19 protein-coding genes are annotated in these 25,316 nt (G+C 66.6%); 18 read left to right on the top strand and 1 reads right to left on the bottom strand.

The genetic code is table 11. The annotated features are described in order from the left end of the window. The first annotated feature begins 69 nt into the window (after nt 1-69). The 13 genes from U4Y88_RS21660 (at nt 70) to U4Y88_RS21600 (ending at nt 17,445) form a co-directional block, all read left to right on the top strand. Nucleotides 70-1,791: a lactate permease LctP family transporter gene (locus U4Y88_RS21660; RefSeq protein ID WP_224014346.1), complete on the top strand. Its 1,722-nt coding sequence runs from the start codon at nt 70-72 to the stop codon at nt 1,789-1,791. Between the two features lie 180 nt (nt 1,792-1,971). Then, nucleotides 1,972-2,469 (top strand): carboxypeptidase regulatory-like domain-containing protein, encoded by a 498-nt coding sequence (locus U4Y88_RS21655; RefSeq protein WP_321786217.1) that lies wholly within the window; start codon nt 1,972-1,974, stop codon nt 2,467-2,469. Between the two features lie 651 nt (nt 2,470-3,120). Further along, on the top strand, nt 3,121-4,842 hold the full coding sequence (locus U4Y88_RS21650) for an efflux transporter outer membrane subunit (RefSeq protein ID WP_321786215.1): 1,722 nt from the start codon (nt 3,121-3,123) through the stop codon (nt 4,840-4,842). A 16-nt stretch (nt 4,843-4,858) separates the two neighbouring features. Then, the gene (locus U4Y88_RS21645; RefSeq protein ID WP_224014351.1) at nt 4,859-5,926 is read left to right on the top strand and encodes an HlyD family secretion protein; all 1,068 of its coding nucleotides are present in this window, start codon (nt 4,859-4,861) and stop codon (nt 5,924-5,926) included. Next, the gene (rbbA, locus tag U4Y88_RS21640; protein WP_321786213.1) at nt 5,926-8,661 is read left to right on the top strand and encodes a ribosome-associated ATPase/putative transporter RbbA; all 2,736 of its coding nucleotides are present in this window, start codon (nt 5,926-5,928) and stop codon (nt 8,659-8,661) included. The genes U4Y88_RS21645 and rbbA overlap by 1 nt, the downstream gene beginning before the upstream one ends. 1 nt (nt 8,662) lies before the next feature. Continuing rightward, a complete protein-coding gene (locus U4Y88_RS21635) occupies nt 8,663-9,790 on the top strand; it encodes an ABC transporter permease (protein WP_224014354.1) in 1,128 nt (375 codons plus the stop codon). A gap of 245 nt (nt 9,791-10,035) precedes the next feature. Then, nucleotides 10,036-12,837 carry a monovalent cation/H+ antiporter subunit A gene (locus U4Y88_RS21630; protein WP_321786211.1) on the top strand — a complete coding sequence of 934 codons (2,802 nt, stop codon included), beginning with the start codon at nt 10,036-10,038 and terminating at the stop codon, nt 12,835-12,837. Continuing rightward, the gene (locus U4Y88_RS21625; protein ID WP_224014358.1) at nt 12,837-13,193 is read left to right on the top strand and encodes a Na+/H+ antiporter subunit C; all 357 of its coding nucleotides are present in this window, start codon (nt 12,837-12,839) and stop codon (nt 13,191-13,193) included. The genes U4Y88_RS21630 and U4Y88_RS21625 overlap by 1 nt, the downstream gene beginning before the upstream one ends. Next, nucleotides 13,190-14,971, top strand: a complete 1,782-nt coding sequence (locus tag U4Y88_RS21620) for a monovalent cation/H+ antiporter subunit D (protein WP_321786209.1) — start codon at nt 13,190-13,192, stop codon at nt 14,969-14,971. The genes U4Y88_RS21625 and U4Y88_RS21620 overlap by 4 nt, the downstream gene beginning before the upstream one ends. Nucleotides 14,972-14,973: 2 nt before the next feature. After that, a complete protein-coding gene (locus tag U4Y88_RS21615; RefSeq protein WP_224014362.1) occupies nt 14,974-15,468 on the top strand; it encodes a Na+/H+ antiporter subunit E in 495 nt (164 codons plus the stop codon). Beyond that, nucleotides 15,462-15,737, top strand: a complete 276-nt coding sequence (locus U4Y88_RS21610; protein ID WP_065063380.1) for a K+/H+ antiporter subunit F — start codon at nt 15,462-15,464, stop codon at nt 15,735-15,737. The genes U4Y88_RS21615 and U4Y88_RS21610 overlap by 7 nt, the downstream gene beginning before the upstream one ends. 25 nt (nt 15,738-15,762) lie before the next feature. Continuing rightward, on the top strand, nt 15,763-16,242 hold the full coding sequence (locus tag U4Y88_RS21605) for a Na+/H+ antiporter subunit G (protein ID WP_415774480.1): 480 nt from the start codon (nt 15,763-15,765) through the stop codon (nt 16,240-16,242). 417 nt (nt 16,243-16,659) lie between these two features. Continuing rightward, the gene (locus U4Y88_RS21600) at nt 16,660-17,445 is read left to right on the top strand and encodes a DUF4397 domain-containing protein (RefSeq protein WP_224014364.1); all 786 of its coding nucleotides are present in this window, start codon (nt 16,660-16,662) and stop codon (nt 17,443-17,445) included. A gap of 61 nt (nt 17,446-17,506) precedes the next feature. Here the strand turns inward: U4Y88_RS21600 and U4Y88_RS21595 are convergent, their stop codons facing one another. Continuing rightward, complete coding sequence (locus U4Y88_RS21595) at nt 17,507-18,415, bottom strand: LysR family transcriptional regulator (protein WP_224014366.1); 909 nt, start codon at nt 18,413-18,415, stop codon at nt 17,507-17,509. Between the two features lie 173 nt (nt 18,416-18,588). Here U4Y88_RS21595 and U4Y88_RS21590 point away from each other — a divergent pair, with 173 nt between their 5' ends. The 5 genes from U4Y88_RS21590 to U4Y88_RS21570 all read left to right on the top strand — a co-directional run bounded on the left by U4Y88_RS21590 (nt 18,589) and on the right by U4Y88_RS21570 (nt 25,315). Further along, nucleotides 18,589-20,715, top strand: a complete 2,127-nt coding sequence (locus U4Y88_RS21590; protein ID WP_321786207.1) for a 3-hydroxyacyl-CoA dehydrogenase NAD-binding domain-containing protein — start codon at nt 18,589-18,591, stop codon at nt 20,713-20,715. Between the two features lie 140 nt (nt 20,716-20,855). Further along, the gene (locus U4Y88_RS21585) at nt 20,856-22,064 is read left to right on the top strand and encodes an acyl-CoA dehydrogenase family protein (RefSeq protein ID WP_321786205.1); all 1,209 of its coding nucleotides are present in this window, start codon (nt 20,856-20,858) and stop codon (nt 22,062-22,064) included. A gap of 11 nt (nt 22,065-22,075) precedes the next feature. Then, nucleotides 22,076-23,212 (top strand): acyl-CoA dehydrogenase, encoded by a 1,137-nt coding sequence (locus U4Y88_RS21580; RefSeq protein ID WP_321786204.1) that lies wholly within the window; start codon nt 22,076-22,078, stop codon nt 23,210-23,212. A 103-nt stretch (nt 23,213-23,315) separates the two neighbouring features. Then, nucleotides 23,316-24,527 (top strand): CaiB/BaiF CoA-transferase family protein, encoded by a 1,212-nt coding sequence (locus U4Y88_RS21575; protein ID WP_321786202.1) that lies wholly within the window; start codon nt 23,316-23,318, stop codon nt 24,525-24,527. Nucleotides 24,528-24,565: 38 nt separating this feature from the next. Continuing rightward, nucleotides 24,566-25,315 carry an electron transfer flavoprotein subunit beta/FixA family protein gene (locus U4Y88_RS21570; RefSeq protein WP_321786201.1) on the top strand — a complete coding sequence of 250 codons (750 nt, stop codon included), beginning with the start codon at nt 24,566-24,568 and terminating at the stop codon, nt 25,313-25,315. The last annotated feature ends 1 nt before the right edge of the window (nt 25,316 follow it).

Below are 25,316 nucleotides of genomic sequence, written 5' to 3'. Positions count from 1 at the left end.
AACTACATTGCATAACCGCCTGACGAGACCGCATCGCCATTTTTATCCGCATCATCGGAGGAGACCGTAGTGCAACCCTGGCATCAGATTTACACCCCGCTCGGCAGTCTGTGGCTGTCCGCGCTCGTGGCCGCCGTGCCCATCCTGTTCTTCTTCGTCGCGCTCGCGGGCCTGCGCCTGAAGGGCCACGTGGCCGCCGCGATCACGCTCGTGCTCGCGCTCGGCGTGGCGATCTTCGAATACGGCATGCCGGTCAAACAGGCGCTGGTGTCGGCGGGCTTCGGCTTCGCCTACGGCATCTGGCCGATCGCGTGGATCATCGTGACGGCCGTGTTCCTCTACAAGATCGTCGTGAAGACGGGGCAGTTCGAAGTCATTCGCGCCTCCGTGCTCTCGATCACCGACGACCAGCGTCTGCAACTGCTGCTGATCGGCTTTTCGTTCGGCGCGTTTCTCGAAGGCGCGGCGGGCTTCGGCGCGCCGGTGGCGATCACCTCGGCGCTGCTCGTGGGCCTCGGCTTCGAGCCGCTCTACGCGGCGGGCCTGTGCCTGATCGCCAACACCGCGCCCGTGGCGTTCGGCGCGATGGGCATTCCGATCATCGTCGCGGGCCAGGTGACGGGCATCGATCCGTTCCTGATCGGCGCGATGGCGGGCCGTCAATTGCCGCTGCTTTCGCTGTTCGTGCCGTTCTGGCTTGTCTTCATCATGGACGGCAAGCGCGGCCTCAAGGAAACGTGGCCCGCCGCGCTGGTCGCGGGCGGCAGCTTCGCGATCACGCAGTACTTCACGTCGAATCACATCGGGCCTGAACTGCCGGACATCACCTCGGCGCTCGTGAGCCTCGTCGCGCTCGCCGCCTTCCTCAAGGTCTGGCAGCCGCGCCGCGCGATGCAATCGGCTGGCGCGAACGTGCGCGTGAGCGGTGGCGCAGCCACGCTCGGCGGCTTCGGCGGCGGACATTTCGGCGGCAACGACGGCATGAAGGCATCGAGCCGCCAGGCGTCGCCGTATTCGATCGCGCAAACCGTGCGCGCATGGTCGCCGTTCATTCTGCTGACGGCCATCGTCACGGTCTGGAGCGTGAAGCCGTTCAAGGCGCTGTTCGCCGCGAAGGGCGCGCTCGCGGGCACCGTGCTGAGCTTCCACGTGCCCGGCCTCGACCAGCTCGTGGTGCGCACCGCGCCCATCGTCGCCTCGCCCAAACCCTACGACGCCGTGTTCAAGCTCGACTGGCTCTCGGCGGTGGGCACGGCGATCATGATCACGGCCATCATCTCCGTGATCGTGCTGAACATGAAACCGCGCGCCGCCGTGGCCGCGTTCTTCGAAACGCTCGGCGAACTGCGCCGCCCGGTGCTCTCGATCGGCCTCGTGCTCGCCTTCGCGTTCGTGGCGAACTACTCGGGCATGTCGTCGACGCTGGCGCTCGCGCTGGCCGGCACGGGCGCGGCGTTCCCGTTCTTCTCGCCGTTCCTCGGCTGGCTCGGCGTGTTCCTGACCGGTTCGGACACCTCGTCGAACGCGCTGTTCTGCTCGCTTCAGCACACCACCGCGCACCAGATCGGCGTGTCGGACACGCTGCTCGTGGCGGCCAACACCTCGGGCGGCGTGAGCGGCAAGATGATCTCGCCGCAGTCGATCGCGGTCGCCTGCGCGGCCACCGGCCTCGTCGGCAAGGAAGCCTCGCTGTTCCGCTTCACGTTGCGCCATAGCCTCTTTTTCGCGGCCATCGTCGGTATCGTCACGCTGATTCAGGCCTATGTGCTCACGGGCATGATTCCGCAGTAAGCTGGCTGTTCGACACCACCGAAGCCGCCGTCCGCCTCGCGCGCACGGCGGCTTCGTTTTTTTCAATCTGCTTGCATTGCAATGCAGACACCGAAAACGCAAATCGTCCCTGTTTTAAGGGACTTTTAAGTACGGCCGCCTACGCTCGATACACCTCGAACCCATCGATGGAGGTCGATCATGAAGGCACGCACTTTTCCGCGGATGGCGCTGTCGACGGCCGCGTCGCTCGCGCTCACTTTCGGTGCATTCGGCGCACCGGGCGCGTATGCGGCGGCGCTCGCGAACCACGCCAACGCCACGACAGCCGCTGAAACAAGCCCCCTCGCCGCGCTGCCGCCGACGCAACACGCGGGCGATATCGCGTATCGCTCGGGCGGCATCGGCAGCGACCAGTCGGCGGCGTTCAAGGCCGCGATGGCGCGCTATCCGCTCTCGCTCGAATTCGCGCGGCAAAGCGCGGACGGCAACGAATATCTCGCCAACGTGCCGGTGCAGATCGCCGACGCGCACGGCCAGACACTGCTCGCCACGCGCGCGAACGGTCCGTTCATGCTCGTCACGCTGCCCGACGGCCATTACATCGTGACCGCGAGCCACGACGGCAAGACCGTGCACCGCGCCGTCGATATCGGCAAGACCGCGCACGCGCACGAGGCCTTCGTCTGGCCGATGTAAACGCGGGAAAGACCGCGTAAGCGGCATCGCACGCGCGAATCAAGCGAATCACACGGTCCGCGCGGCCGCGCGCGCCGCCGTTCGATTGGCGCGCGCAGCGCCGGAACGGACAACGCGATCGCACCACCGCTCGCCGCTGCACACCTGGCCGTCACGGCTTTTTTCTTTGTGTCACGATCGTTCGCGAATCGGGACGCACGTGAACCGCGCGCGTCCCGAACGCGATGCGCACCGCATCCCGCGAGTCGCCATCGTCCGCCACACGCGCACCCAGATGATGACCACGCAACCATCGAATCGCCTCGACCCGAGGCGCAAGCCGGCGCTCGCGCATCGCGCGCCACGCACGGCGGCTCACGGCGCACGCCGCAGCGGCACTGCGCCGCACCGCGCGGCTCTTGTTACGCGGCGCGCCGTCACCCATATCCAAAAGCCGGACGCCGGATTTCCTCGGCCTTTGCCCCACGGCTCGCCCTGATGCGCGCCGCACCGCTTTGCCCCTCAAACGACGCCCGCAGTCAGCCCGACGCAGGCCGCGCGTATCTCGCGCGCGCGGCGGCGTCGTTTGTGAACCGCAGTGAGCCGCAGCGCACGCGCCCGCACGCGCTTCGACGCGGCTAACCGCAGCACGCGCGAGAGGAGAAGTCACCGATGATCCGCCGCCCCACCGCTTTCGGCTCAGCTTTCGGCCGGTCTGGACGAGCCAACGCTCCATCCGGCACGCCGGGTTCCTCGCGCCCCTCGCGTTCCTCGCGCGCATTCAGCCAGCCGGCGCGGCGCTGGCCGCAAGCACTCGCGTTCGCGGTCATCACGGCGGCGCTGTCCGGCTGCATGTCGCTCGCGCCCGAGTACCAGCAGCCGCCCTTGCCGGTTCCGCCAACCTTCCCCGAAAGCGGCGCGCAGCAGAATGGTGATGCGAGCAGCGCCGCCGCGCTGCGCGCCGTCGAAGTGGGCTGGAAGGATTACTTCACCGACCCCGTGCTGCAAGGCCTGATCGCCGACGCGCTCGACCACAACAAGGATCTGCAACTCGCGATCCAGCGTGTCGAAGAAGCGCGCGCGATGTACGGCATTCGCCGCGCGGACCAGTTTCCGACCCTCGGCGTCGAAGCCGATCTCGCCCGCGCCCGCGTGCCCGCGCAACTATCGGGCTACGGCGTGCCGATGACCGCGACGCAGTATCAGGTCGGCATCGGCATGGCGAGCTGGGAACTCGACTTCTGGGGCCGCGTGGCGAATCTCAAGGAAGCGGCGCTGCAGAACTATCTCGCCACCGACGCCGCGCGCCAGGCCGTCACGCTCGCCGTCGTCGAGCAGGTCGCCAACAGCTATCTGAGCCTGCGCGAACTCGACGAGCGCCTCATGCTCACGCAGCAGACCATCGCGAGCCGCAAGGAGTCGTATCGCATCTTCAAGCGGCGTCACGAAGTGGGCTCGATTTCGCGGCTCGATCTCAAGCAGGTCGAAACACTCTGGCGTCAGGCCGAAGCGCTCGGCGCGCAGCTTCAGCAGGAGCGCGCGACGCGCCTGAACGCACTGCAGCTGCTCGTCGGCAAGCCGATCGACCTGCCGCACGAAGACGTCAAGCTCGACGACAACGCCGTGATGCGCGGCCTGCCCGCGGGCCTGCCGTCCGATCTGCTGACGAACCGTCCCGACATCGTCGCCGCCGAATATCAGTTGCGCGGCGCGAACGCGAACATCGGCGCCGCGCGCGCCGAGTTCTTCCCGAAGATCACGCTCACCGGCGCGTTCGGCACCGCGAGCACGCAGCTTTCCGATCTGTTCACCGGCCCGAGCCGCGCGTGGAATTTCGGCCCGAGCGTATCGTTGCCGATCTTCGATGCGGGCCGCCGCGAGGCGAATCTCGACATCGCGAAGTCACAGCGCGATCAGGCCGTGACCTCGTACGAACGCGCGGTGCAGTCGGCATTCCGCGACGTGGCCGACGCGCTCGCCGCGCGCGAATGGCTCGCCGAGCAGGTCACCGCACTGCGCGCGACCGAGGCGGCGCAGGCCGAACGCGCGCGTCTCGCGCAACTGCGTTACGACCACGGCGCCTCGCCCTTCCTCGAAGTGCTCGATGCCCAGCGCGATCTGCTCACCATGCAGCAGCAGCTCGTGCAGACGCGCCGCGCGTATCTGTCGAGTCTCGTCTCGCTCTATGCGGCGCTCGGCGGCGGCGCGCTCGCCACCAGCGTGCCTGGCGCAATTATTTCGGATGCCGATCTATCTGGCAAAGCCGACGCCACCGCCACATCGAACGCGATCTCGCCCGAAATCGCCGCGCCCGGCACCGGCACGCCGAGCGCGATGCCCGTGCCGAATGCCCAACGCGCGCCGCACGCGCCCGCCGCGCCCCACACTCCCTGATTCAGAGGTTCCCGTCATGCCAATATCAGCCCGCAAATGGATTCCCGCCGTCGTCGTGATCGTGGTCGCGGCGGGCGGTTATTTCGGCTGGCGCCATTACGCGGATCGCGGTCTGGGCGCCGATTTCGTGAACGGCAACGGCCGCATCGAGGCCACCGAGATCGACGTCGCCACCAAGCTCGCGGGCCGCGTGCAGGACGTGCTGGTCAAGGAGGGCGACTTCGTCGAGGCGGGCCAGACGCTCGCGCACATGCAGGTCGACACGCTTCAGGCGCAGCGCAGCGAAGCGGTCGCGCAGCATCAGCAGGCCGTCAACAAGGACGCAAGCGCGAAAGCGCAGGTCGCCTTGCGCGAGAGCGATCAGCGCGCCGCGGAGGCCACCGTCACGCAGCGCGAAAGCGAACTCGACGCGGCGCGCCGCCGTCTCGCGCGCTCGGAAAAGCTCTCGAAGGAAGGCGCCTCGTCGATGCAGGAACTCGACGACGACCGCGCACGCGTACGCAGCTCGCAAGCCGCCGTGGCTGCCGCCAAGGCCCAGGTCACCGCCGCCGCAGCAGCCGTCGCAGCGGCGAAGGCGCAGCAGACCGGCGCGGAATCGGCGATCGCGGCGGCGCAGGCGACCATCGACCGCGTGCAGGCCGACATTCAGGACAGCGATCTGAAAGCGCCGCGCGCGGGCCGCGTGCAGTACCGCGTCGCGCAGCCCGGCGAAGTGCTCGGCTCGGGCGGCAAGGTGCTCAACATGATCGACCTCGCCGACGTCTACATGACCTTCTTCCTGCCGACCAATGCGGCGGGCCGCGTCTCGCTCGGCCAGGACGTGCGCATCATTCTCGACGCCGCGCCGCAATGGGTGATTCCCGCCAAGGTCACGTTCGTTTCCTCGACCGCGCAGTTCACGCCGAAGACCGTGGAAACGCAAAGCGAGCGCGAAAAGCTGATGTTCCGCGTGAAGGCGCAGATCGATCCCGTGCTGCTCCAGGCGCATCTCAAGTACGTGAAAACCGGCCTGCCCGGCGTCGCGTGGGTCAAGCTGGACCCCAACGAAGACTGGCCCGGCAAACTTGAGGTCAAGGTGCCCTGATGAGTGAACCCGCCGTTCGCCTCGAGCATGTCGGCCTGCACTATGGCAAGACCGTCGCGCTGCGCGACGTCACGCAGGACATTCCGGCCGGACTGATGGTCGGCATGATCGGCCCGGACGGCGTGGGCAAGTCGAGCCTGCTCTCGCTGATCGCGGGCGCGCGCAAGGTGCAGGAAGGTCTCGTGTGGGTGCTCGGCGGCGACATGTCGAGCAAGAAGCATCGCGACGACGTCTGCCCGCGCATCGCCTACATGCCGCAAGGGCTCGGCAAGAATCTCTATCCCACGCTCTCGGTCGAGGAGAATCTGCAATTCTTCGGCCGCCTGTTCGGCCACGACGCCGGCGAGCGCCGCCGCCGCATCGACGCGCTCACGCGCAGCACCGGCCTCGATCCGTTTCTCGCGCGCCCGGCAGGCAAGCTCTCGGGCGGCATGAAGCAGAAAGTCGGCCTCTGTTGCGCGCTGATCCACGACCCCGATCTGCTGATTCTCGACGAGCCCACCACGGGCGTCGATCCGCTCGCGCGCGCGCAGTTCTGGGACCTCATCAACGGCATCCGCAAGGAGCGCCCGTCGATGAGCGTGATCGTCGCGACCGCATACATGGACGAGGCGCAGCGCTTCGACTGGCTGATCGCGATGGACGACGGCGCGGTGCTCGCGACTGGCACGCCCGCCGAACTGCTCGCACGCACGCACACGGCCTCGCTCGAAGATGCGTTTATCGCGCTGCTGCCCGAAGCGAAAAAGCGCGGCCACGAGCCGGTCGAAATCGTGCCGCTGAACGTGGACGAGCACACTGAAATCGCCATCGAAGCGAAAGACCTGACGATGCGTTTCGGCGACTTCGTGGCCGTCGATCACGTGAGCTTTCGCATTCAGCGCGGCGAGATCTTCGGCTTTCTCGGCTCGAACGGCTGCGGCAAATCCACGACGATGAAAATGCTCACGGGCCTCTTGCCCGCGAGCGAAGGCAAGGCGTGGTTGTTCGGCCATGAAGTCGATCCGCGCGATCTCGACACGCGCCGCCGCGTCGGCTACATGTCGCAGGCGTTCTCGCTCTACGGCGAACTCACGGTGCGCCAGAATCTCGTGCTGCACGCGCGTCTCTTTCACGTGCCCGAAGCCGAGATTCCCGCGCGCGTCGACGAAATGGTCGAACGCTTCGCGCTCGCCGAGGCGCTCGACACGCTGCCCGAGAGCCTGCCGCTCGGCGTGCGCCAGCGGCTCTCGCTCGCGGTTGCGATGGTGCACAAGCCCGAACTGCTGATCCTCGACGAACCGACCTCGGGCGTCGATCCGGTCGCGCGCGACAACTTCTGGCGCCTGCTGATCGCGCTCGCCCGCGAGGATCAGGTGACGATCTTCATCTCCACGCACTTCATGAACGAGGCCGGGCGCTGCGACCGCATTTCGCTGATGCACGCGGGGCGCGTACTCGTGAGCGACACGCCCGCGAACATCACACGCGATCGCGGCGCGGCCACGCTCGAAGAAGCCTTCATCGCGTACCTGGTGGACGCAGGCGCGGGCACCGAAGAAAGCACGACCGACGAACTCTCCGCGCTCGCCGAAAACCCCGATGCCGCCGCGCATCCCGAACAGCATCGCGGCTTCAGCCTGCAACGCGCCTGGAGCTATATGTGGCGCGAGGCGCTCGAACTGCGCCGCGATCCCGTGCGCGCGACGCTCGCGCTCGCGGGCTCGCTGCTGCTCCTGTTCGTGATGGGCTTCGGCATCAGCATGGACGTGGAGGACTTGCGCTTCGCCGTGCTCGATCACGACCAGACCGCGCTCTCGCACAACTACGAGCTGAATATTGCGGGCTCGCGCTACTTCGTCGAGCGGCCGCCCATCGCGAGTTACGCGGAAATGGACAAGCGCATGCGCAGCGGCGAACTCGCGCTCGCGATCGAGATTCCGCCCGGTTTCGCGCGCGACGTGGGGCGCGGCAAGGCCGTGCAGATCGGCGTCTGGGTGGACGGCGCGATGCCGCAACGTGCGGAAACCGTGCGCGGCTACGTGCTCGGCATGCACCAGGGCTGGCTGCTCGAACAGGCGAAGCTGCGTCTGGGCGTCACCGCGCATTCGGCGGTCTCCGTCGAGACGCGCTTTCGCTACAACCCCGACGTGCGCAGCCTGCCCGCGATGGTGCCCGCCGTGATCCCCGTGCTGCTGCTGATGATGCCCGCGATGCTCACCGCGCTCGCCGTGGTGCGCGAGAAGGAACTGGGCTCGATCATCAATCTCTACGTCACGCCGGTCACGCGGCTCGAATTCCTGCTGGGCAAGCAGGCGCCTTACGTGCTGCTCGCGATGCTCAATTTCCTGCTGATGGTGCTGCTCGCCATTACATTATTCGGGGTGCCAATAAAAGGCAGTTTCTCCACGCTGTTCTGCGCGGCCATTCTCTACTGCCTTTGCGCGACCGCGATCGGCCTGCTCGCCTCGACGTTCACGAAAAGCCAGATCGCCGCGCTGTTCTTCACGATGATCGGCACGATGGTGCCTTCGGTTCAGTTCGCGGGCCTCATCACGCCGGTGTCGTCGCTCGAAGGCACGGGCCGCCTGATCGGGCAGATCTATCCGGCGAGCCATATGCTCACGATCAGCCGCGGCGTGTTCAACAAGGCGCTCAATTTCGGCGACCTCTGGCATTCGTTCTGGCCGCTCGCGATCGCCACGCCCATCGTGCTCGGCCTGACCGTCGCGCTGCTCAAGAAGCAGGAGAGCTGAGATGCGCCGCCACCTCGCCAACATCTACCGTCTCGGCGTGAAGGAACTCTGGAGCCTCGCGCGCGACCCCATGCTGCTGATCCTCATCGTGTTCTCGTTCACGGCGATGATCTATTCGTCGGCGACCTCGCGGCCCGAGTCGCTGCATATGGCGCCCATCGCCGTGATCGACAACGATGTTTCGCCGCTCTCGCAACGTCTCATTCAGGCGTTCTTTCCGCCGCATTTTCTCGCGCCCGTGATGGTCACGCCCGCACAGGCCGACCGTGGCATGGACGCGGGCAACTACACCTTCGTGCTGAACATTCCGCCGAACCTGCAACGCGACGTGCTCGCGGGACGCGCGGCGCAAGTGCAGCTCAACGTGGACGCCACGCGCATGAGCCAGGCGTTCACGGGCAGCAGCTACATCCAGCAGATGATCAACGACGAAGCGACGGAATTCGTGAACCGCTACCGCGCGCCCACCGAACTGCCCGTCGATCTCGCCGTGCGCGCGCGCTTCAATCCGAATCTCACGCAGGCGTGGTTCGGCTCGCTGATGGAAATCATCAACAACGTGACGATGCTGTCGATCATCCTCACGGGCGCGGCGCTGATACGCGAGCGCGAGCACGGCACCATCGAGCACTTGCTGGTGATGCCCGTCACGCCCACCGAGATCATGCTCGCGAAGGTCTGGTCGATGGGGCTCGTGGTGCTCGTGGCCGCCGCGCTTTCGCTCACGTTCATCGTGCGCGGCGCGCTGCACGTGCCGATCGAAGGCTCGGTCGCGCTGTTTCTCACGGGCGCGGCGCTGCATCTGTTCGCGACCACGTCGATGGGCATTTTCATGGCGACGCTCGCGCGCAGCATGCCGCAGTTCGGCATGCTGCTCGTGCTCGTGCTGCTGCCGCTGCAGATGCTCTCGGGCGGCAGCACGCCGCGCGAGAGCATGCCGGAATTCGTGCAGCACATCATGCTCGCCGCGCCCACCACGCACTTCGTCGAACTGGGGCAGGCGATCCTGTTCCGCGGCGCGGGCATCTCGGTCGTCTGGCAGCCGTTTCTCTGGCTCGCCGTGATCGGCACCGTGCTGTTCGTGTTCTCGCTCGCGCGTTTTCGCAAGACGCTCAGCCAGATGGCCTGAGCATGGCGCGGCGCGCGCGGATCGCCGCCGCGCAAGCGCCGCGCACGCACCGCGCAGACGCGAGCGCCGCGCGCAGACGCGAGCGCCGCGTCGATGCGGCCTCAATGCGCCCTCAATGCAGCCCCAAGGCAGCCCCAATGCCAATCGCATGAACTCCGACCCCGTTTGCGGCTATGATCGTAGCTGCGGCCCGGCGGGCCCGCACCGTTCAAACCGCGTGCAGCGGGATTCCCGGAGAGCATCGAATGGTATTGGGGTGGCTCGTCGTACTTCCGTTCGTGGCTGCGGCGCTGGTGGCGCTCACGGCGCGGCGCGCCAGCGCGCTCTCCACCTGGATCGCCTTCGCGGCGGCGCTGTTCGGCCTCGGCCTGCTGCTCAGCGAACGCGTGGGCATGTCGAGCCACGGCGTGCTGCAATGGCGCCGCGAGTGGGTGCCCGACATCGGTCTCGCGCTGTCGCTGCGTCTCGACGGCCTGTCGTTCATGTTCGCGCTGCTGGTGCTCGCGATCGGCCTGCTGGTGTTCATCTACGCGCGCTACTACCTCGCGGGCAGCGAGGCGCTGCCGCGTCTCTATCTGCTGCTCCTGCTGTTCATGGGCGCGATGCTCGGCGTCGTGCTCGCGAACAATCTGCTGCTGCTCGTGATCTTCTGGGAGCTGACGAGCCTCGTCTCCTTCCTGCTGATCGGCTTCTGGCCGTCGCGGCCCGACGCGCGGCGCGGCGCGCGCATGGCGCTCACCATCACGGGCGCGGGCGGGCTCGCGCTGCTCGCGGCCGTGCTGCTGCTCGGCCACGTCTGCGGCAGCTATGAACTCAACGACGTGCTCGCGCAAGTCGACACGATCCAGCACGATCCGCTCTATCCCGCCATTCTGCTGCTCGCGCTGTTCGCGGCGTTCACGAAGTCGGCGCAGTTCCCGTTCCAGTTCTGGCTGCCGCACGCGATGTCGGCGCCCACGCCCGTGTCCGCCTACCTGCATTCGGCGACGATGGTGAAGGCCGGCGTGTTCCTGCTCGCGCGTCTCTACCCCGTGTTCGAAGGCACGCACTGGTGGGCCTATACGGCGACGCTCGCGGGCCTCGTCACGCTCGTGGGCGGCGCGTCGATGGCGCTGTTCCAGCGCGATCTCAAGGGCCTGCTCGCCTACTCCACCATCAGCCATCTCGGCCTGATCGTGCTGCTGTTCGGTCTCGACACGCAGCTCTCCACCGTCGCCGCGCTCTTTCACACCGTCAACCACGCGGTGTTCAAGGCCTCGCTGTTCATGGCGGCCGGCATCATCGATCACGAAAGCGGCACGCGCGATCTCGGCCGTCTGCGCGGCCTGCGCAAGTTCATGCCGCACACGGCCGTGCTGGCGAGTGTGGCGTCGCTCGCGATGGCGGGCGTGCCGCTGCTCAACGGCTTTCTCTCGAAGGAAATGTTCTTCGGCGAGACGCTCGCGCAAGGCATGTTCGGCCCGCTGAACTGGGCGATTCCGGTCGTCGCGATCGTGGCCGCCGCGCTCTCGGTGGCGTACTCGCTGCGCTTCGTCTGGGGCGTGTTCTTCGACGGCGAGACGCCGCGCGACCTGCCCCACTATCCGCCGCACGAACCACCGCGCTTCATGAAGCTGCCGGTGGAAATCCTCGTGGTGATCTGTCTGCTGATCGGCCTCTTTCCGCAGCAGTCGATCGGCCGTCTGCTCGAATCGGCGGCATGGTTCACGCTCGGCGGCAAGCTGCCCGAATACAGCCTGAGCCTGTGGCACGGCATCAACACGCCGCTCGTCATGAGCGTGGTGTCGTTCGTGGCGGGCGGCGTGCTGTTCTTCGCGCGCCGCGACGCGTTCCGCCATCATCGCTCGCTGCTCACGGAGATGAACGCGAGCGAGGACTTCGACCGCCTCGTGCAGCGCCTCGAAAAAGGCGCGGGCGCGATCGTGCGCGTGTTCGAAACGCGCTCGCTGCCGCACTATCTTTCGTGGATGATCGCCGCGATGCTGATCGTGCCGGGCGCCTCGTTCGTCGCGCTGGGCGCGTTCGGCGGCACGTACGCGAGCATGCCGCTCGATCCCGTCACGCTCTGCGGCCTCGGGCTGATGGCGCTGTTCGCGCTCGGCGTGGTGCTCGCACGCGCACACACGCTCTACGCGCTCGTCATGCTGAGCACCTGCGGGCTGCTCGTGACGCTCGCGTTCGCGCGCTTCTCCGCGCCCGATCTCGCGCTCACGCAGATCTCCGTCGAGGTGGTCACGATCCTGCTGCTGGTGCTGGCGATCTATTTCCTGCCGCAACTGCAAACCGCCGCCGAGCCGATCCCCACGCGCCTGCGCAACGGCCTGCTCGCGCTCGCGGGCGGCGGCCTGCTCGGCAGCGTGGCCTACGAAGTGATGACGCGCACGCCCGAGCACGGCATCGCGCCATACTTCCTCGCCAACGCGCTGCCCGGCAGCGGCGGCCACAACGTCGTGAACGTGATCCTCGTCGACTTTCGCGGCTTCGACACGATGGTCGAAATCAGCGTGCTCGTGGTGGCCGGTCTCGCCGTCAAGGCGCTCTTGCGCGGCCTGCGCCTGAAAGCGCCCGACACGGGTCCGGGCGGGCTGCCGTGGTCGTCGCAATCGCATCCGCTGCTGCTCGCGATCCTCGCGCGGCTGATGCTGCCGCTCACCGTGCTGGTGGCCGTGTTCGTGTTCCTGCGCGGGCACAATCTGCCGGGCGGCGGCTTCATCGCCGCGCTGATCGTCTCCGTCGCGCTGCTGCTGCAATACGTGGCGAGCGGTGTGCTCTGGACCGAGTCGCGCATCCGTCTCAACTATCGCGCGCTCGCGGGGCTCGGGCTGCTCGTCGCGGCGGCCACGGGGCTGGGCAGTCTCGCCTTCGGCCATCCGTTCCTGACGAGCGCGTTCGGACACTTCCATCTGCCGCTGATCGGCGAGATCGAACTGAGCACGGCGATGCTGTTCGATCTCGGCGTGGTCGGTGCCGTGGTGGGCACGACGCTGACGATCGTCTCGCACCTCGGCGTGCGCGACAAGGACATGCAATCCGTGGAGAAAAGCTGATGGAAGCCGCCTTCGCCGCCGCAATCGGCGTGCTCTGCACCTGCGGCATCTACCTGCTGCTATGCGCGCGCGTGCTGCCCGTGATTCTCGGCATCACGCTGTTCTCGTATGCGATCAACCTGTTCCTGCTCGGCATGGGCCGGCTCTCGACCGGCAAGCCGCCCGTGATCGCGGCGGGCGCCGAATACGCCGACCCCGTGCCTCAAGCGCTCGTGCTCACGGCCATCGTGATCGGCTTCGCGATGACGGCCTTCACGGTCGTGCTCGCGCTGCGCTCGCTCGCGATCACGGGCAACGATCACGTCGACGGCCTCGCCGACGACCGCATCTCCAGCGAGGCGGCGCGCGACGAATGAATCACGCCCTTCTGCTCCCCATCCTGATTCCGCTGTTCGCGGCGGCGGCCATCGTCGCGCTGCCGCCGCGCGCGAAGCGCCTGCAACGCGCGCTCAATGCGCTCGCCATCGTCGCGCTGCTGCCGGTCGCCGCCCTGCTGATGGCGCACGCGGCGCAGGGCGATATCGCCACCTACGCGCTCGGCGCATGGCCCGCGCCGTTCGGCATCGTGCTGCAACTCGACCGGCTCGGCGCGCTGATGCTGCTGCTGACCGCCGTGCTCGCGGTCTGCTGCCTGATCGGCACATCGAGCGCCGACGCGCGGCGCGGACGCTATTTCCGCGCGCTGTTCCAGTTCGAGCTGATGGGCCTGAACGGCGCGTTCCTCGCGGGCGACCTGTTCAACCTGTTCGTATTCTTCGAACTCCTGCTGATCGCTTCGTATGCGCTGCTGCTGCACGGCGGCGGCGCGCGGCGCGTGCGCAACGGGCTGCATTATCTGCTGATGAACCTCGTCGGTTCGTCGTTCTTCCTGATCGCGCTGGGCGTGCTGTACGGCATCACCGGCACGCTCAACATGGCCGACATGGGCGAGCGTCTCGCGCTGCTGCCCACGGGCTCGCTGCCGCTCGCGCAGTTCGCGGGCATCACGCTGATGCTCGTGTTCGGCCTGAAGGCCGCCGTGTTCCCGATGTCGATGTGGCTGCCGCAGGCGTACCGTAGCGCCATCGGCCCGGTCGCGGCGCTGTTCGCGATCATGACCAAGGTCGGCATCTACGCGATGCTGCGTTGCGATGCGCTCGTGTTCGGCGCAGCGGGCGGCGTGCTCGATGCGTTCATGCATCACTGGGCGTGGTGGCTCGCGATCGCGACCATCGTGTTCGGCGCGCTGGGCGCGCTCGCGGTGTCGAGCCTCAAGACCACGACGGGCTATCTCGTGCTCGTCTCGGTCGGCCTGCTGATCGCGGCGGCCACGCAGCAGACGCCGCTCGCGTGGAGCGCGCTGCTCTACTATCTGATCAGCACGACGTTGTGCACGGGCGCGCTGTTCCTGCTCGCCGACACGCTCGAACCCGAAGCCGCCGCGGCCCCGCACGCCGCCGATACGGAGCACATCGAACCCGGTTCGCTCGAAGCGCTCGACGACGCCAACGTGGCCGCCATCTCGCCCGAATCCGACGCGGCGGCGGTTGCGAGGCTCGCGCGCCAGCGCGCCGCGCAGGCGGTGGCATCGGCGCAAGCAGAGCAAACGGTGCAAGCGGCTGACACCGCGCAGCCCGCCCCCACCGCGCGCGCCTACGCCCCGTGGCCCTCGAACGTCGCCGGGCTGCTCTATCTGATCGCGGCGGTGGGCGCGGCGGGCCTGCCGCCGCTCTCGGGCTTCCTCGGCAAGGCGATGGTGCTCTCCGCCACGCCGCTCGGCGCGGCCGCCGTGCTGTGGCCCGCCGTGCTGCTGTCGAGCCTCCTGTCGATCGTCGCGCTGAGCCGCACCGGCACGCGCCTGCTGTGGGCCGAACCCGCCGCGCGCGCGCAGGCCCACGCCACAACGCCCGCGCCGCGCGGCAGCAACGCGAAGCTCGCGGCCTGTGCATTGCTGCTCGGCTGCGTGGCGGCGATCACGCTGGACGCGGGCGCGCTGCGCCACTATCTCGACGCCACGGCCACGCAGTTGCTCGACCGCGAAGCCTACGTGCACGCGATCCTGCCCGCGCCGTCGGCCGTGCCCGGACCTGCGCCGGAGCTTGCGCCGCCATCCGCGCCTTCATCCGCACCCGCATCCGCGGCCCAAGGGAGCTGACCATGTTCAAACGGCTCTTTCCGCACCCGTGGCTCACATTCGTGCTGCTCGTCTGCTGGGTGCTGCTGATGAACGACATCTCGCCCGGCAATCTGCTGCTCGGCGCGGTGCTCGGCTGCGTGATTTCGTTCTGCGTCGGCGAAGGCCTGTGGCTGCAGCCGGTGCGCTTCGGCAAGCCGTGGCGGCTCGCGCTCCTCGCGCTGCACGTGCTGATCGACATCGTCGTGGCGAATGTGGAAGTGGCGCTGCTCGTGCTCGGCCCGACGAAGCGCCTGCGCCCCGCGTTCATCGAAGTGCCGCTCGACAGCACGCACGAGATTGCGCTCACGGCGCTCATCAGCATCGTCTCGCTGAGCCCCGGCACGCTCTGCGCCGAACTCAGCGACGACCGCACGCGCCTCGTCGTGCACGTGCTCGACCTCGCGGACGAAGCCGCGCTCGTCGCGCTCATCAAGTCCCGTTACGAAGCCCCGTTGATGGAGATCTTCACATGCTAGCCATCGCCATTCCGGTTTCGCTCGCGATCCTCGGCCTCGCCTTTCTGCTCACGCTCGTGCGGCTCGTGCGTGGCCCGTCGCTGCCCGACCGCATCGTCGCGCTCGACACGCTCAACATCAACGCCATCGCCCTGATCGTGGTGTACGGCATCAGCCTGCGCTCGACCGTCTTCTTCGAAGTCGCGCTGCTGATCGCGGTGATGGGCTTCGTGGGCACCGTCGCGCTGACGAAGTATCTGCAGCGCGGCGACATCATCGAACTCAATTGAATGCTCAACTGAACGAGGCCCGCCGATGCAAACCGTCGTCGAAGCGATCGTCTGCGTGCTGCTGCTGATCGGCAGCCTGTTTACGCTGATCGGCGCCATCGGGCTCGCGCGTCTGCCCGATTTTTTCATGCGCCTGCACGGCCCCACCAAATCGACCACGCTCGGCGTGGGCGGCATCGTGCTCGCCTCGGTGATCTATTTCAGCGCTCACAGCAATTACGCGAGCCTGCATGAATTGCTGATTCCGGCGTTCCTGTTTCTGACCGCGCCGATCAGCGCGCATATGCTCGCGAAGGCCGGCATTCAGCAACGCGTACCGCTCGCGGCGGCCACGCGCGGACGTCCGCCCGCCACCGGCGCATGCGCCGATCACGGCGATACGCGCGACGCACACGATCGCGACAATGCGCATGATCCGCTCGACGCCGACAAGGGCCGCTTGAGGGGCGCACACTCGAAAGCGCAAAACGCGGACCCGGAAGGCAAGCCCGCTCAGGATGCCTGAGTACCGGTTCGCACGTAAAAGCTTCACCGTGTCGCTGCTTTCGTTGTAAAGGCAACGCACGGCGCGCCTCGCGCGCGTGCTTCTCTGCCGCCGCGCTCATCACGCCCCTCATTGCGCTTCTTATTGCGCTTCTTCTCGCGCTTCTTATCGCGCTTCTCCTCATCCTCGCACCGGGTTTCGCCCCACGCAGTGTTCCCGCGTGTGCGCTTACGCCTTGTTACGACTTCCCGCCCCGCGCGGCGTTCGCACGGCACAGCGATTGCTGACTATGCTCGCCTACCCGCGCACGACGAAACACCGCGCGCGGCCGGGCCATAACGGAAGCCATAACGGAAGCCATAACGGAAGCCATAACAACAGCGCACACATACACCGTGCCTTCTACAGCCTGTAACGAAACCCGATGAGGTGGATGAGATGAAGACGATTCGCACCCTGGCCGTGCTCGCGAGCGCGGCGGCCCTGCTGAGCGCATGCGGCGGCGGCGGCAACGACGTAGGCAAGGAACTCGGCCTGCAAAACCCCGAGGTCCATTTCGTGCACGCGCTGCCCGGCGGCGGCAACGTGGACTTCCTCGTGAACGGCTCGCCATTGCAGACCAACATCGCGTACAAGCAGGTCACCAACTTCGCGAACATCAACACGGGCAACACGACGGTGGCTTACGCCAACACCGGCACGACCACGGCGATCGCCAGCGGCAACTTCCCCGACGTCACCAAGGGCCACGAATACACGGTGCTCGCGCTGCCCGCGCTCACGGGCGGCGACATCGGCCTGATCGACGATCCGTTCGACAAGGGCCTGCTCTCCAGCAGCGCACGCGTGCGCGCGTTCAATGCAACGGTCAACGCGCAGAACCTCGACGTCTATATCGTCGCGCCCGGCACCGATATCAGCACCGTCTCGCCGACCATGGCGGGCGTGGCGTACAAGAACGCCGTGCCCGCGAGCGGCCAGGATTCGAACTATCTGAACGGCGGCACCTATATCGCAGTCGCGACGGTCGCCGGATCGAAGACGCCGATCTTCCAGTCGGCGAGCTTCCAGCTTGGCAATAACGCCGACTGGCTGATCACCTCGGTGCCGATCTCGGGCACGCTCTCGCAACTCGCGGTCGGCCAGATCCATCTGCTGATCGCGCAAGGCGGCAACACCTCGCAGCCCGCCGTCGAGCTGACGAACCAGCTGACGGGCGAATAAGCAACCTCATAGCGCCCTCAAGCGGCACCCAAACCCGCGCCCAAGCCGCCGCGATGCAGACTCACGCGGCGGCGCCGCGCCCCGTCTTGTGCGCTTCCTCGAGCACGAAGTCGATGAAGGTGGCGGCCGCACGCGTGTGGTGACGGTTCGGCATGTAGAGCATGTACATGTGCGTGCCGAAGATGCTCAGACGCCACGCGTCGAGCGAGGTCACGACGGAGCCGTTGCGGATGTCGTCATGCACCACGTAGTCGGGCACGATGCCCACGCCGAGCCCGGACAGAATCGACTGGCGCAGAAATAGAAAGTTCTCCGAAATGATCGCCGGCTCCAGCAGCACCTCGTGCCGTTCGTCGTCGAGATAGCCCGCGAGACGCAGTTGCCGCCCCACCACCGTGGCGGTGATCACGGGCGCGCTCGCGAGATCCTCCAGCGTCTGCGGCATGCCATGCTCGGCCGCCCATTGCGACGACGCGCAGATGATGTACTTCACCGCGCCCATGTCGCGCGCGACGAGATTCTGCGGCGGCTCGTGCATCACGCGCACGGCGATATCGACTTCGTCGCGCAGCAGATCTTCCACGCGGTTTTCGAACATCACGTCGAGCACGATGCCGGGATAGAGCCGCTTGAAGCGGATCAGCCAGTCCGACATCACGAGCTGCCCATAGCCGCTGGGCACCGAGAGCCGCACGCGCCCCTGCAGGCTCTGGCCGAGCGTGGACACCGACTCGCGCGCGGCCAGCAGCGCATTCTGGATCGAGCGGCCGTGCTCGTAGAGCTTCAGCCCGATCTCGGTCGGCTCGACGCGCCGCGTGGTGCGCCGCACGAGTTGCAGGCCGACCGACTTTTCGAGGTGATTGAGGTGGTAACTCACGTTCGCGCGGCTCATCTTGAGGCGGCGCGCGGCCTCGCTCAGATTGCCTGCGTCGAGAATTTCGACCAGCATGGTCAGCGCATTGACATCCACGTTTTGGTCCCGTCGATTTCCTGATGACTGACTATTGTCAAAAGATCTTTGACAGTCTGTCAACGAACCATGGGATTGTCAATTAACCTTGGCGTACACACAATAAAACGAATATCAGAGAACCGCCTTCCGGGCCCGAAGCCTGTCAGGCCCTCAATTCGGAGACACCCTTCATGGCAATCGATACGGCCGTTCCCGCTTCTCCCGTCACCCACGAACTGCGCGGCAAGGTGCTGCTCGTCACCGTCGACAACCCGCCCGTGAACGCGCTCGGCGTGGACGTGCGGCGCGGCCTCGCGGCCGCCATCGAGCACGCCGAATCGAACGACGCCGTGCAGGCCGTGCTGATCGTCGGCGCGGGCCGCAACTTCATCGCGGGCGCCGACATCCGCGAATTCGGCAAGCCGCCGCAGCCGCCCGCGCTGCCTGACGTCTGCGCGCGCATGGAGTCCTGCCACAAGCTGGTGATCGCGGCCATTCACGGCGCGGCGCTCGGCGGCGGTCTCGAAGTGGCGCTCGCCGCGCACTATCGCCTCGCCGTCGCGGGCGCGAAGCTCGGCCTGCCCGAAGTCAATCTCGGCCTGCTGCCCGGTGCGGGCGGCACGCAGCGCACGCCGCGTCTGATCGGCGCCGAAGCCGCGCTCTCGTTGATGCTCAGCGGCCGCCACGCGAGCGCGCAGGAAGCGCTCAAGATCGGTCTCGTCGACCGCGTGGGCGCGAGCGAAGACATTCTTGCGGAAGGTCTCGCCTACGCGCAGGAACTGCTCGCCGCGCACGCGCAGCCGCGCCGCACCCGCGAAGCGCACGCGCTCGCCGACCGCGCCGCCTCGCAAGCCGCCATCGACACCGCGCGCGCCGAAACCAGCAAGAAATCGCGCGGCCTGTTCTCGCCGCTGAAGATCGTCGATTGCGTGCAGGCCGCGCTCGACCAGCCGTTCGAGGAAGGCATGCGCACCGAGCGCAAGCTGTTCCTCGAATGCCTCGAAAGCCCGCAGCGCGCGGGCCTCGTCCACGCGTTCTTCGCCGAGCGCGAAGTGCAGAAGTCGCCCGAAACGAAAAGCGCGAAGCCGCGTGCGATCGAGAGCGTCGGCGTGGTGGGCGGCGGCACGATGGGCGCGGGCATCGCCGTAGCCGTGCTCGATTCGGGCCTGCCCGTGACGATGATCGAGCGCGACGACGCCTCGCTCGCACGCGGCCGCGCGCATGTCGAAAAGGTCTACGACGGCCTGATCGCGAAAGGCCGCATGAAGCCCGAAGCGAAGGCGCAGGTGCTCGCGCGCTTCAGCGGCAGCACCTCGTACGACGCGCTCGCGAACGTCGACCTCGTGATCGAGGCCGTGTTCGAGGAAATGGGCGTCAAGCAGGCCGTGTTCGCGGAACTCGACCGCGTCTGCAAGCCGGGCGCGGTGCTCGCCACCAACACCTCGTATCTCGACATCGACGCCATCGCGGCCAGCGTGAAGCGCCCGCAGGACGTGATCGGCCTGCACTTCTTCTCGCCCGCGAACATCATGAAGCTGCTCGAAGTCGTGGTGCCGAAGGCCGTGAGCGCCGACGTCGTCGCCACCGCATTCGAGCTCGCGAAGAAGCTGCGCAAGGTGCCGGTGCGCGCGGGCGTCTGCGACGGCTTTATCGGCAACCGCATTCTCGCCGTGTATCGCACGGCGGCCGATCATCTGATGGAAGACGGCGCGTCGCCGTATCAGATCGACAAGGCCGTGCGCGAATTCGGCTTCCCGATGGGCCCGTATCAGGTGGTCGATCTCGCGGGCGGCGACATCGGCTGGGCCACGCGCAAGCGCCGCGCGGCCACGCGCGATCCGAAAGCGCGTTACGTGCAGATCGCCGACCGCCTTTGCGAGCGCGGCTGGTTCGGCCAGAAGACGGGCCGCGGCTTCTACCTCTATCCCGAAGGCGCGCGCGTGGGCACGCCCGACCCGGAAGTTGAGTCGATCATCCGCACCGAGCGCGAACGCGCGGGCATCTCGCCGCGCAGCTTCAGCGACGAAGCCATCCTGCGCCGCTACATGGCCGCGATGGTCAACGAAGGCGCGAACGTCGTGCATGAAAAGATCGCGCTGCGCCCGCTCGACGTGGATGTGACGCTGATCTACGGCTACGGTTTCCCGCGCTATCGCGGCGGCCCGATGCAGTATGCCGATACGGTCGGCCTCGCGAACGTGCTCGCCGATATCCGCGAATACGCGAAGGAAGATCCGCTGTTCTGGAAGCCCTCGCCGCTGCTGGTCGACCTCGTGGAGCGCGGCGCGAACTTCGCGAGCCTGAATCAGATCGCCTGATTTCAGCGAGTTAATCCGGCGATTTAATTCCGCGATTTAACGCAATAGCCGAATGCAGCGGCTAAAAAACTGCATCGCCTGATCATCCGCCCGCGCCCGGCACCCTTTGCCGCGCGCGGGCCGCAAGGAGCAACACCACCATGGACCTGAAATTCACCGCCGAGGAAGAAGCCTTCCGCAGCGAAGTGCTCGGCTTTCTGCACGAGCATCTGCCGCAGCGTCTCGCCGATATCGTGCGCACCGGCCGCCATCTCACGCGCGACGACATGGCGCAATGGCACGCGATCCTCAACGAAAAAGGCTGGCTCGCGAATCACTGGCCGCAGGAATACGGCGGCCCCGGCTGGACGCCGGTGCAGAAGTTCATCTTCGAAAACGAATGCGCGATTGCGGGCGCGCCGCGCATCGTGCCGTTCGGCGTGAACATGCTCGGCCCCGTGCTCATCAAGTACGGCAATGAAGCGCAGAAGCGCTACTGGCTGCCGCGCATCCTGAACGGCGCGGACTGGTGGTGCCAGGGTTATTCGGAACCGGGCGCGGGCTCCGACCTCGCCGCGGTGCGCACGAGCGCCGTGCGCAAGTCGGACGCGAACGGCGACTACTACCTCGTGAACGGCCAGAAGACGTGGACCACGCTCGGCCATTACGCGAACATGATCTTCTGCCTCGTGCGCACCGCCACCGACGTGCGCAAGCAGGAAGGCATCAGCTTTCTGCTGATCGACATGAACACGCCGGGCATCGAAGTGCGCCCCATCGTCACGCTCGACGGCGAGCACGAAGTGAACGAAGTGTTCTTCACCGATGTGCGCGTGCCGGTCGAGCATCTCGTCGGCGAAGAGAACAAGGGCTGGACCTACGCGAAATATCTGCTGACCTACGAGCGCACCAATATCGCGGGCGTGGGCTTTTCGGTGGCCGCGCTCGCGCGCCTGAAGCACGCCGCGCAGCAGGTCAAGCGCAATGGCAAGCCGCTCGCCGACGATCCGCAATTCGCCGCGCGTCTCGCGAAAGTCGAGATCGATCTGGAGAACATGAAGACCACCAATCTGCGCGTGATCGCAGCGGTGGCCGGCGGCGGCGTGCCGGGCGCGGAAAGCTCGATGCTCAAGATTCGCGGCACCGAGATCCGCCAGGAGATTTCCTCGCTGCTGCGCCGCGCGATGGGTCCGTATGCGGCGCCCTTCGTCGAAGAAGCGCTGCACGAAGGCTACGAAGGCGCGCCGATCGGTCCCGACGAAGCCGCCGGCGCCGCGTCGCAGTATTTCAACAATCGCAAGCTGTCGATCTTCGGCGGCTCCAACGAAATCCAGAAGAACATCATCTCCAAGATGATTCTCGGTCTTTAAGAGGTCCTGCTATGAACTTCCAGCACACCGAAGACCGCCGCATGCTTGCGGATACGCTCAATCGCTTCATCGCGGAGCAATACGGTTTCGATAGCCGCGATAAAATCGCGCGCTCGCCAGAAGGTTTCAGTGCGCCGATGTGGCAGCGCTTCGCCGAACTCGGCGTGATCGGCGCGCTGTTCGACGAAGCGGATGGCGGCTTCGGCGGCCAGGGTTTCGACGTTGCCGTGGTGTTCGAATCGCTCGGGCGCGGCCTCGTGGTCGAGCCGTTCCTCGACACGCTGATCGTGGGCCGCGCGCTCGCGCATGCGGGCAACGAGGCGCAGCGCGCGCGCATTGCATCGTTGATCGACGGCTCGCAGATCGCGGCCTTCGCGCACGACGAGCCGGGCTCGCATTACGAAGCGGCGCGCGTGAGCACGCGGGCGGAAAAGAGCGGCGACGGCTGGCTGCTGCAAGGCGCGAAAGGCGTCGTGCAGCATGCGGAACACGCCGACATGCTGCTCGTCTCGGCGCGCACGTCGGGCGCGGAATTCGACGAAGCGGGAATTGCGCTGTTTCTCGTGCCGCGCAACGCGCAAGGCGTGAGCGTGCGCGGCTATCGCAAGATCGATGGCGGACGCGCGGCCGAAGTCACGCTCGACCATGTGCAAGTGGGCGCGGATGCGCTCGTCGGCGCGGTGGGCACGGGCTTCGCGACGCTCGAACACGCATGCGGCTACGGCCTCGTCGCGCTGACTTCGGAAGCGGTGGGCGCGATGGACGTGGCACGCGATCACACGCTCGAATATCTGCGCACGCGCAAGCAGTTCGGCGTGCCGCTCGGCAGCTTCCAGGCGCTGCAGCATCGCATGGCCGATCTGCTGCTCGAAATCGAGCAGGCGCGTTCGTCGGTGATCAACGCGGCGGCGGCCATCGACGCGCCGCGCGTCGAACGCGAGCGCGCGCTCTCGGCGGCCAAGGTCACGATCGGGCGCATCGGCGCGCGCGTGGCCGAAGAAGCGATCCAGTTGCACGGCGGCATCGGCATGACGTGGGAGTTGCCGCTCGCACATTACGCCAAGCGTCTCGTGATGATCGATCATCAACTCGGCGACGAGGATCATCATCTCGCGCGCTATATCGCGCTGTCGCGCGCAGCGGCCTGAGCGTCGCGTCTTCGCTCGAACCCGGCGACGGGAAGGCGGCGGCGCGAGGCAATACAGCGATGCGCGCGGCCTTCCCTCTACAACGAACCAGGAGTGCCTGCTGATGCAGACTCACAACACCGGCCTGCCGCTCTCGGGCGTGCGCGTCCTCGATCTGTCGCGCGTGCTCGCGGGTCCGTGGAGCGCGATGGTGCTCGGCGACCTCGGCGCGGAAGTCATCAAGATCGAACACCCTGATCGCGGCGACGACACGCGCGACTGGGGCGTGCGCATCGGCAAGACCGAGACCGCGTACTTCAACAGCGTGAACCGCAACAAGCGTTCGCTCACGCTCGATCTGCAAACGCCCGAAGCGCAGGAGATCGTGCGCGAACTCGCGAAGACCAGCGACGTCTTTATCCAGAACTTCAAGTTCGGCGGCGCGGAGAAACTCGGGCTCGGCTACGAGCAATTGAGCGCGATTAATCCGCGCCTCATCTATTGCTCGATTTCCGGCTACGACCGCACCGGTCCCGAAGCGAAGCGTCCCGGCTACGACCTCGTCGTGCAGGGCGAGGCGGGTCTGATGGCGCTGAACGGCGAAGCCGGTCAACCGCCGCTGAAGTTCGGCGTCGCGGCCGTCGATCTGTTCACCGGCATGTATTCGGCGCAGGCGATGCTCGCCGCGCTCTACGAACGCGAGCGCAGCGGGCGCGGCCGCCACATCGAAATGGCGCTGTTCGATTGCGGCCTGATGATCACCGCGTACTACGGTCTCGAAGCGCTCGTGATGGGCGAAGATCCGCCGCGCTACGGCAACGCGCATCCGTCGATCGTGCCGTATGGCGTGTTCGACGCCGCCGATGGTCCGCTCGTCATCACGGTCGGCAATAACGCGCAATTCGAACGCTTCGCGCGCGAAGTGATCGAGCGCCCCGATATCGCCGACGACGCGCGCTACAAGACCAACATCCTGCGCTCGCAGAATCGCGCGACGCTCGTGCCGGAACTCGAACGCGAACTGGCGAGCCGTGGGCGCAAGCTGCTGCTCGAACGGCTCGCGGGCGCGGGCATTCCGTGCGGCGAAGTCGCGGGCCTGCGCGAAGCGCTGCTCTCGAAGCGCGCAACCGATGCGGGACTCGTGACGCAGCAGCCGCATCCCGATACCGAAAGCGGCACGACGCCGGTGCTCGCGCCGCCGTGGCGCTTCGACGGCGAACGCATGCCCGTGCGCCGCGCGCCGCCGCAACTCGGCGAAGGCACGCGCGACGTGCTCGCGTCGCTCGGCTATAGCGACGAACAACTCGCACAATTGAAAGACAAGGGCGTGATTTAAGCCCGCTTGAATAAAACCGTTGGAACAGGAGACATGCTGTGAAGATTCTTGTACCCGTCAAACGCGTGGTCGATTACAACGTGAAGGTTCGTGTGAAGTCGGACGGCACGGGCGTGGATATCGCGAACGTGAAAATGTCGATGAATCCGTTCGATGAAATTGCGGTTGAAGAAGCGGTGCGGTTGAAGGAAGCGGGGATTGCTACCGAGGTCATCGCGGTTTCCGCTGGCGTTTCGCAGGCACAGGAAACGCTGCGCACCGCGTTGGCAATTGGCGCGGATCGTGCGGTGCTGATCGAATCGAATGAGGATTTGCAGCCGCTGGCCGTGGCCAAATTGCTAAAAGCGCTCGTCGATAAAGAACAGCCCTCGCTGGTGATTCTCGGCAAGCAGGCCATCGACGACGATTCGAATCAGACCGGCCAGATGCTCGCCGCTCTGGCGGATCTGCCGCAAGCGACGTTCGCTTCGAAAATCACGGTGGCGGATGGTAAAGCCACGGTCGCGCGTGAAGTCGATGGCGGCGCGGAAACTTTGTCGCTCTCGCTGCCCGCAGTGGTCACCACCGATCTGCGTCTGAACGAGCCGCGCTACGTCACGCTGCCGAATATCATGAAGGCGAAGAAGAAGCCGCTCGAAACGATCACGCCCGCCGCTCTCGGCGTGGATGTCGCTCCGCGTTTGAAGACGCTGAAGGTTTCGGAACCGCCCAAGCGCAGCGCAGGCGTGAAGGTGCCTGACGTGAAAACGCTGGTCGAGAAGCTGAAGACCGAAGCCAAGGTGCTGTGAG

The sequence above is a fragment of the Paraburkholderia sp. J94 genome (assembly GCF_905220285.1).
Classification (GTDB): Bacteria; Pseudomonadota; Gammaproteobacteria; order Burkholderiales; family Burkholderiaceae; genus Paraburkholderia; species Paraburkholderia tropica_A.
The sequence above is the reverse complement of the archived record's forward strand: the minus strand, read 5'-3'. Positions and strand labels throughout refer to the sequence as shown.